Origin of the sequence: Prevotella jejuni, assembly GCF_900187995.1 — a bacterium.
Classification (GTDB): Bacteria; Bacteroidota; Bacteroidia; order Bacteroidales; family Bacteroidaceae; genus Prevotella; species Prevotella jejuni.
This window is the reverse complement of the sequence record NZ_FZNZ01000063.1, coordinates 1-7,853: the sequence shown is the minus strand read 5'-3', so window position 1 is coordinate 7,853 and position 7,853 is coordinate 1. Positions and strand designations below refer to the sequence as shown.

The 7,853-nt window shown below is 35.0% G+C and carries 7 protein-coding genes and 1 pseudogene; 6 read left to right on the top strand and 2 right to left on the bottom strand.

The features are described 5' to 3' along the window. Nucleotides 1-473 precede the first annotated feature (473 nt). Complete coding sequence (locus CHB62_RS13990; RefSeq protein ID WP_089367311.1) at nt 474-1,613, bottom strand: DUF2931 family protein; 1,140 nt, start codon at nt 1,611-1,613, stop codon at nt 474-476. A gap of 244 nt (nt 1,614-1,857) precedes the next feature. Here CHB62_RS13990 and CHB62_RS13985 point away from each other — a divergent pair. Then, a pseudogene (locus tag CHB62_RS13985) lies at nt 1,858-2,345 on the top strand (IS4 family transposase); the annotation flags it as partial. Nucleotides 2,346-2,390: 45 nt separating this feature from the next. Here CHB62_RS13985 and CHB62_RS13980 read toward each other — a convergent pair. Beyond that, nucleotides 2,391-2,885, bottom strand: coding sequence for a hypothetical protein (locus tag CHB62_RS13980; protein WP_009013199.1), 495 nt, complete (start codon nt 2,883-2,885; stop codon nt 2,391-2,393). 122 nt (nt 2,886-3,007) lie between these two features. Between CHB62_RS13980 and CHB62_RS15005 the strand changes: the two genes are divergently transcribed. From CHB62_RS15005 to CHB62_RS13965, 5 genes are all read left to right on the top strand, one after another. After that, nucleotides 3,008-3,154 carry a hypothetical protein gene (locus tag CHB62_RS15005; protein ID WP_158296848.1) on the top strand — a complete coding sequence of 49 codons (147 nt, stop codon included), beginning with the start codon at nt 3,008-3,010 and terminating at the stop codon, nt 3,152-3,154. 502 nt (nt 3,155-3,656) lie between these two features. After that, nucleotides 3,657-4,613, top strand: a complete 957-nt coding sequence (locus tag CHB62_RS13975; RefSeq protein ID WP_240616315.1) for an RHS repeat domain-containing protein — start codon at nt 3,657-3,659, stop codon at nt 4,611-4,613. 62 nt (nt 4,614-4,675) lie between these two features. After that, complete coding sequence (locus CHB62_RS15000) at nt 4,676-5,080, top strand: hypothetical protein (RefSeq protein WP_176414882.1); 405 nt, start codon at nt 4,676-4,678, stop codon at nt 5,078-5,080. Between the two features lie 3 nt (nt 5,081-5,083). Further along, complete coding sequence (locus CHB62_RS13970) at nt 5,084-5,509, top strand: hypothetical protein (protein WP_141240446.1); 426 nt, start codon at nt 5,084-5,086, stop codon at nt 5,507-5,509. Nucleotides 5,510-5,629: 120 nt separating this feature from the next. Further along, nucleotides 5,630-6,577, top strand: a complete 948-nt coding sequence (locus CHB62_RS13965) for a leucine-rich repeat domain-containing protein (protein ID WP_240616316.1) — start codon at nt 5,630-5,632, stop codon at nt 6,575-6,577. The last annotated feature ends 1,276 nt before the right edge of the window (nt 6,578-7,853 follow it).

Genomic DNA, 7,853 nt, shown 5'->3' with positions numbered 1-7,853 from the left:
CCGAGAGATGCAGACAACCTCTCGCTACGCGTCGAGAACGTCTGCATCTCTCGGAGAGGGACACTCTTTTATTGCACTTCGTTTTGGAACTTGCAAAAGATTAGATTAGTATTGTTGATGTTTTCTTTTTATGTATTTCAAATTACCTTTCTTATTCTACATAAAATAAAGGTGGGTTATGTCCATCTAATAGATATTTAAGCTTTTTCCGTTAAATGTGTAAACAAGACATTTTAACGTATATAAGCTATAATGAGAAAAGAAATTGCATGTTATTTCTAGACAACATACGATATCCAGTTAGTTGGAAACTACCAAACCATATTTTAGAAGGTGTCCATTTCTATCTTAACAAATGTACAACTATAACCATTTAACGAACGAGCCTAATAATTTGAATTAGTCAACAAACTTTATATTGTGTTAGCTCTTGACATAGGTGGGATAATATCATACAAAACTTGCCCCATATTTTATTCTCCTATAAAATGTATATATTTTGAATTTATCTCTCTATGGTTATTATAAATTACAACAGCCTTGTCATCAGAATCATTAACTCCTTGTTTAAAGACATGGATCTTTGTCTTTTCAAATTTATATTTCTTGTTGTCCGCTTCCAAATAGATATCGAACCAATTATTATATTTACTTACTTGAACGATAAGTTTTCCTGCTTGAGTAGGATTGTTACCATAAACCTCCATAAATGCTTTTTTCACTTCTTCTTCATCAAAATAAAAATGTCCAGTATAAAGCATACCATCTGTAATCCATTGGAACTCCATCTTATTTGGTCTTGAAGGCTGTTCGAAATAACCATGGTCATCATGATTCAGAATCTCGCCATTAGCAAAGTTAATCACGAATTGTCCCTTGCGTAGCTCTGTCTGTTTGTTCTCAAATTGTATGTCAAATTGATAATTAAAACGTTGCACATAGAATGCCCATATCTTGTCATACTCAGAGCCGTGTTTATTAAAGAAAGAATTCTCATTTTCATCAGAACAAAGACTATCAACTGTTTGGAAAGCATTATAAAACCCTTCACTGAATTCTTTAAGTGTCATGTGCGTTTCTTCTCCCCTTAATGAATCGCAAATAAGTACCCTTCTTAAATTTCCTATCCCCAAGTATAGCCATAGATGTCCTTCTGGAAGAATTGTTACATTAAACTCGTTAAAGTCCATATTACTTTCTCTCCAGTGGCTATAAAATCCTTCCCTAAAGGCTTTTAGAAGTTTGTTTTGTATTTTGGGGGAAAATTTAATATTTGCCCTATAAATCTTTTTATCTGCTATTGATACCCACACCATGTCTATACCCTTGGGAATACTGATTTCGCCTTGAGGTGGATTTACTGAAAAAGGTGTTGCTGTAACATTACCGAGACCCGCCATAGCAGTTTCATCAAAAACATCTACCGTTTCCTCTCCTTTATCTCCATAAAAAGCCTTTGCATATTTTAATTCTGAGCTATAATGTACTGGGGATGATACATAAAAATCCCAACTAAACTTTGTTTTCATATTATTTCCGTTTGATAAACCTTTACATGACAGTATTGTTACGCAAAAGACCAAAATAAATACTACTGGATAAATCTTCTTCATATTCTTATTCTTTAGCTATATCCACATTGGTACTGCTTTTAATATATAAATTATCTAGTGATGTAATTGTAGTGACTCCATACGTTTCGTAAATTGAGTCTTCTCATATTTTAGTTTTAATTGACTTCATAACTAAAGTTTCCCACCCTAATAAATAGATAGAAAAATAACAGTTTGTCGAATTTTCTTTGTAAATTAGTAATCGCAAAACAACTGATTTTAAAGACAAGACAACAAAACTGTTATGGAAACAAAAATAGAGAAAATAAGCGAGTTATCCAAACTTTTGAGTGTTAAAACACGAATGAGTGATGATTAATTTCAGCTTTTTGGAAAGTTTGGCCTCGGTCAACTGTTACTTCGCCTGTCATTGGAAAAACATGATGAGGTTTCGGCTTCGGAATTGATCCTTTCTCTTTGCCTTTTCCGCATTGTGAGTGAGAGCATCCACAGTATATGCAAGCATAAGATATATGAGCTTTCAAATCATAGTAAGAACCGTTTTTATCGAATGATGATTCGCCCCTAGATGGATTGGAGACGATTGATGAACCGCTTTACCCTGCGTTATATGTGCCTTTTGCGTAAGTATGCGAAGCTCCTCAATCTGATACCACGACATGTTTCATTATAGATGATACTGTGCTTGAGAAGAGTGGTGTGAGAATGGAGGGTATCAGTCGTGTTTACGACCATGTAAAAGGCAGCTGTGTATTGGACTACATACTGCTATCTACGAGATAGCTTATCTCATTGTCCGTTATCATACAAATGCTTTTATTTTTCGGATAATCTGTTGGTTTTCTTATCCCATTTTAGAAATTCAACGATAACATCCCCATTTTTTTTAGATAGAGTAATCATATAGACTATTCTACCGTCTATGTTGTCTTCGGATATAGTTCCAAGTTCGTTATTACAGAATTCAATCTCCTTAACGGTAAGATCAAATGCATCAGTATGTTCTTCGTCATAATTTAAGAAATAAGAAGTACAGGATGTTTTTTTATAAAATTTCATTCCTGCAATAATCTTGTGATCCCCCTTACTTTTTAAATTACGGGCTTTCATATTATAGAAAGAAATCATCTGGGACTTAAGTTCTCCTATGGAATCTGAACAGTTAGATACTAAGATATCATAATAATATTGTCCATTAATAATTGTAGTCCTTCGCTTTATCTCTGTAAATTCAACTTTCCTACTACAGTTTTCAGAAAGTATCAAAAATAAACAGAGAATAAGAAATTGTGCAGTACTTTTACTTTTCATACATAAATCACTAAAGTTCCCCACCCTAATAAATAGATAGAAAAATAACAGTTTGTCGAATTTTCTTTGTAAATTAGTAATCGCAAAACAACTGATTTTAAAGACAAGACAACAAAACTGTTATGGAAGCAAAAATAGAGAAAACAAATGAGTTATCCAAACTTTTGAGTGTTAAAACTCAAATGAGTGATGATTTATTTCATCTTTTTAGCAAGTTTGGCATCGGACACCTATTATCTCGCCTTTCATTGGAAAAACAGGCTCTATAACGAATCGTGTGGGTAATCCTGTTTTAAGCTCCCCTGTTATGGAATAGACCATATACTTAAAGTTTTCTGTATTTACGAATCTCCTTACCTCCTTTTAACAAGTTGCTTCTGATAGGCCTAAGGCCTGTATAAATATCTCGATACTATTCATAAAACAAAGGTAATATTTTTATCTGAGTTTTCTATAATTACCCACACGATTCGTTATAGAGCCAAAATATATTTACAACTGTTTAACTTTAGCTTCTGAGAATAATCATAAAAGTGGAACTTCGAAAGAAAAGTTTAACCCGTATGCAATAAGTGTGTTGTAAAACATTATAAGAAAAGACGCTTAATTGGAGTCCATTTTAAATTTAGTTGAGCTTCAAATTAAGCACCTTTTGGTATTTAAGTAAAATGCAATTAGGACAGAGGTTAGCAGTAGATTTGTTCTATGTAGTGATAGTGTCTATTCATATTTGAAACATCGTGCATCATAGTCGTTTGTATGGACCATACAATGCACTATGACAAAATTGGCCGTCCTACACATCAGCGTGTGCGTCATAATGGTCAAACGCTGTATGACAAGTCATATACTTGGGGGGATAATCTTTGCCTTCTACGAAAGTTTGACACAATAAACGGTAGAAATATTCGTTACGATTATGATACCTTCGGCTCTCTGTCTGGGGCTATGTATGGTGATGGCAGCCGTCAGTGGCGCAACCCGGACCTGATGGGTAACGTGTATGATAGTCCCGACCGTACGGACAGGAGTTATGGTCGTGGTGGACAGCTACGTGAGGACAAGAAGTGGCGGTATTATTATGACAGCCATGGCAATCTGGTGCTGAAGACCATGCGCAGGATGGAGCCATCGCATAATGCGGAGGCACGGGATGAGTTCCTTCAATGGCAGAGCGGTGATTATGCCTATACGTGGCAAGCCAATGGTATGCTTAGGAGTGTAACACGGCCAGACGGCAAGAACGTTACGTTCAAGTATGACGCTTTAGGCAGACGCATTGAGAAGGTCTTTGACGGACGAGTATATCGCTACCTCTGGGATGGTGATGTCATCCTGCACGAGTGGGACTATGCCGAGGCTGACCGTCTGAAGACGGTTGTTACCGAGGTTGGTGAGGTCACACTTGACAGGCCTGAACCAGTTGAGAATCTCAACACATGGGTTTACGACAGTGATATCCCTACAGCCAAGATTGTTGATGACACGCATTACAGCATCATCAGCGACCACATCGGTCGTCCTGTCCAGGCATACGATGATAATGGTAATATCGTCTGGCAGACAGACTATGACATCTATGGTAACCTCCGCAACCTTCACGGCTGCGGGCAGTTCATTCCTTTCCGCCAGTTAGGACAATACGAGGACGAGGAGACTGGACTGTATTACACAGGTTCCGCTATTATGACCCGAATACAGGAACATATATCAGTCAGGCCCCGATAGGATTAGCAGGAAATAACCCAACACTGTATGGGTATGTGGGGGATTGTAATAAATGGACTGACATGTTTGGGTTAGATATGCTAGCATTGCCAGCTCCTACTGGGAAAAATCCTTGGGAAAGTGGAGAAATAGTATCTACTACTATACCTAAAGGAGGCTTAGATATAGAAATGGCTATGTCTCCAGGACAAACGAGACCAGGAGGATGGGCAACAACAGATAAAATTACGGATGTTGATTTTGTAAGAAATAAATTAGCTGTTACTCCTGAATTTAAGCCAAAAATATCACATGTTCAAAAGTTTCATATTCCAGAAGGAGAAAGATTTCAAATAGGCACAGTTCGTCCTCAAACTGATAATGGAATAATATACGAGGGTGGAGGAAATCAAATTCAAATTTTAATTTTCGAGCACAGGGCTAAGTTAGAGCCAATTGGTAAACCAAGAAAAATTATTTATATATAAATAATGAGAAAGATAAAAAACTTCATGGTTGATTATGGAGATACTTCAAAAGTGAAAAAGGAAACATTTACAGTACTAGACACCTTGCCTTGTGCTATAACATGGTTTTATAATGGTACAAATCATAGAATAGAGTATCAAGACAAACTGATTCCATTAATGTTAAAAACAAATCAATATATTGCAATTGTCCAAGCACCATACAGTAAAGTATACAACAAGGCTTATATTATTAATGGAAATGGTGAGGTAATCTGGGATTTAAAAGATATTTTAAAAGGAAAAAGAAATATAGATAAACCTTTATTTTATGATGTTTATTATATAAATGATTCACTCTATTTTTTTGTTGTCGTTTCAAATACCGACTATAGGTTTGAATTTAATCCCTATACAGGTGAAGTTAGTGATTTTATAGAATCAAGATAATACTATAATATTCAAAACAAGAAGTTATAATAGTAACTAAAATGCAAATAAAGATGCTTGCAAATGCAGAAATAAATAATTAGGAGTTATATAAGGACATAATCGAAAAAGCAAATAAGTTTGAGAAAAAATTCAATGAGCAGAAAGTGGAGAATAAAAAATGAAAGGAAAGAAATGTCACTAGATAAAACTATTCGAGAAAATTTGGAAGGCAATTACTTAACAATTCATGTAGAGAATTTTGAGGAAGGTGTGGAGTATGCTGCCAAGATTAAAATCCAACAAATACTCCTAATCGGTACTTTAACAAACGAAAACGTTATTGATTTCAACGCATTTAATAAGCTATCTAAATCATTACGTATAATATCTTTTATTCAAGATATTGGTAATGTCATCAATTTAGAATCAATTTATAATTTAAAGGAGTTGAGGGAAATTACCTTCCAAGATAAACAGAAGTTCGAACTGGACATTTCAAGATTTCCAAAGCTTGAGCACTTTGGAGGAGAATATTGGAAAGGACTCATTAATATTGGAAAGGCTTATACGCTTACAAGCATGGTAATTCGAAAATACCCTTACCCCGATTTGGAAAATGTATCTAATTTGCGAAATCTTGAAATATTACATATTTATAGTTCACAAATTCAGAGTTTGAATGGTGTAGAAAGACTTTCAATTAGAGAGCTTTGTCTTGCTAGGAATAATAAACTTGAAGATATACATCAAATCAATGAAGTATCTAGTTTAGAAAGTTTACAGATTGAAGGATGTAAGAGACTTGAAAATTTCTCGGTTCTCAAAGGTAACACACATATAAAGGATTTATTCATTGACAAACTGGACTCGATTGATTTTGTGGAATCCATGCCTCATCTGAAGAAAATAAACTTTTGGAATTGTAAGGACGGAAATATGGCCCCATTATTAAAGTCCCAATCATTAGAAGTAGTAAACTTCTATCCAAATAAGAAACATTATACCCATACTCTTAAAGAAATAGAAGAAATACGGCAAAATAGGAATGGATCTTCCAGAAATTGGAGTGATAAATACATAAAATAAGAAAAGAAACTGCAGTAAATATTGGCTCATCCGCAATTTAGCGTGATGAGTTTTGCACATTGAGAATCTCCAGATTCTTAGGCCTGGTATCATTACCTCCCAAGTTATTCTACGAAAGTTCTCACTACTTTAAGATGCTGAGATTTCCCACTACCCGACTCTCCTTTTGTAACAATAAAATCATATACGAAAAATAAAGATGCTTATTTAACCTGCAAACAAGCCTTAATTAGGATACAGCCAAGGCCTAACTGTATGCTTAAAGGGCGTTGTCTTGAACATAACTAAGCGCTGTTAACTCCACCGTTTGTAATAGGCTAACAATCTGATGGTTGCACATCTGGATTTTATGGAGTCTTTCATGGCAGAAAGATTACTTTTCGGTAATCTATGTAAAGATATTTCTTACCGATACTATTCGCATTTACTAATTGAATGTGCACTCCACAGACAAACAAATACTGCGGTTTACTTAAATGGTAGGAAGACGGACTATCCATAAATAGAATGACATATTAAAAGATGATATAATGCCACATGGGAATAAGACTGGTATGGACTATACTATACAACTATCTACAAAGAACTACGAATTACGCTAATTGCACGAAGACAGAGGGGACAGAATGAACAACGCTTTAAATGTTCTCATACAGAATGACATAATGACATAGAGTGACTGAAAGCTCTGGACTATTGGAGATTTTAATATTCTCAGACAGAAGGATATAATGACAGAGAGTGACTGAAAGCTCTGAACGATTGGAGATTTTAATGTTCTCAGACAGAAGGATATAATGACATAGAGTGACTGAAAGCTATGAACAATTGGAGATTTTAATGTTCTCAGACAGAATGACATAATGACATAGAGTGACTGAAAGCTCTTACATAGACAGAATGATACAAACACAAAGGGTGGATAAGGGGCAGAATGAAGATGGCTTTGAATGTGTATAAGATATTAAACCTTTGTTATTTAATGTTGTATCAATTGCTTTTATGATATTATATAATTACTTTTGACAACGAAAATGACAACAGATTGCAAATCTTCCTCTTCTTTCAAAGAGCAAGACTGTTTTACAGCCACACGCAGAGGAGACTTCAAAACGTTGTTAGGGGTTTTCTCTTTTTTGTTTCTCATACGTGAGGGAAATTAAGATGACCTCGTTTTCTTATTTTTCTAACTACTTTAAAATTATCTATCATGAGTTCATTTAGAGCAACATTGGAATTAGGTGGCAAGGAGTACGACGTACTCTATTCTAACTAC

Excerpts from the sequence above, each read along its gene's own strand:
- CHB62_RS13970 (WP_141240446.1), top strand. The coding sequence starts at position 5,084 with ATGAGAAAGATAAAAAACTTCATGGTTGATTATGGAGATACTTCAAAA.
- CHB62_RS13975 (WP_240616315.1), top strand. The coding sequence starts at position 3,657 with ATGCACTATGACAAAATTGGCCGTCCTACACATCAGCGTGTGCGTCAT.
- CHB62_RS13990 (WP_089367311.1), bottom strand. The coding sequence starts at position 1,613 with ATGAAGAAGATTTATCCAGTAGTATTTATTTTGGTCTTTTGCGTAACA.
- CHB62_RS15005 (WP_158296848.1), top strand. The coding sequence starts at position 3,008 with ATGGAAGCAAAAATAGAGAAAACAAATGAGTTATCCAAACTTTTGAGT.
- CHB62_RS15000 (WP_176414882.1), top strand. The coding sequence starts at position 4,676 with ATGTTTGGGTTAGATATGCTAGCATTGCCAGCTCCTACTGGGAAAAAT.
- CHB62_RS13980 (WP_009013199.1), bottom strand. The coding sequence starts at position 2,885 with ATGAAAAGTAAAAGTACTGCACAATTTCTTATTCTCTGTTTATTTTTG.